Here is a 496-nt window from a genome sequence, read left to right on the forward strand (position 1 = left end):
GGAACTGCTGCCCCAGCGCTGAGGCGCGGAAACGCTCGCCGTCGATCGCCAGCCAGCCGCGCGCCCGGCCCTTCGCGAAGGCGGCGTCGAGCGCGCTGCGCGGCAGGCCGGTGCGGGCCTCGAAGGTCGACAGCGAGCTGCCGTCCAGCAGGCGCAGCGCATTCAGCATGAACTCGAAGGGTAGATCCGCGGCGGCAAGGCGCTGCTCGCCGCCGATTCGCGCGCTGCTGGCAGCGGCGTCCAGATAGGCCTGCGGATGCTTCAGCTTCCAGCGCCGCAGGATCGCCTCTTCGGCGGGCAGGGTGATCTTGCCGTGGGCGCCGGCGCCGATGCCGAGGTAGTCGCCGAACTGCCAGTAGTTGAGGTTGTGCTGGCTGCGCCGGCCGGGCCGCGCGTAGGCCGAGATCTCGTACTGCGCATAGCCTGCTTCGGCCAAGCGCTGCTGGCAGGCCGCCTGCATGTCCCAGGCGCTGTCCTCATCGCGCAGGCCCGGCGG

1 pseudogene is annotated in these 496 nt (G+C 71.8%); it reads right to left on the reverse strand.

What is annotated here, in order from left to right:
- Nucleotides 1-496 (reverse strand): annotated as a pseudogene (locus tag FLQ44_RS11080) (radical SAM family heme chaperone HemW); the annotation flags it as partial.

Source organism: Vogesella mureinivorans, from assembly GCF_007644035.1.
GTDB classification, from domain to species: Bacteria; Pseudomonadota; Gammaproteobacteria; order Burkholderiales; family Chromobacteriaceae; genus Vogesella; species Vogesella mureinivorans.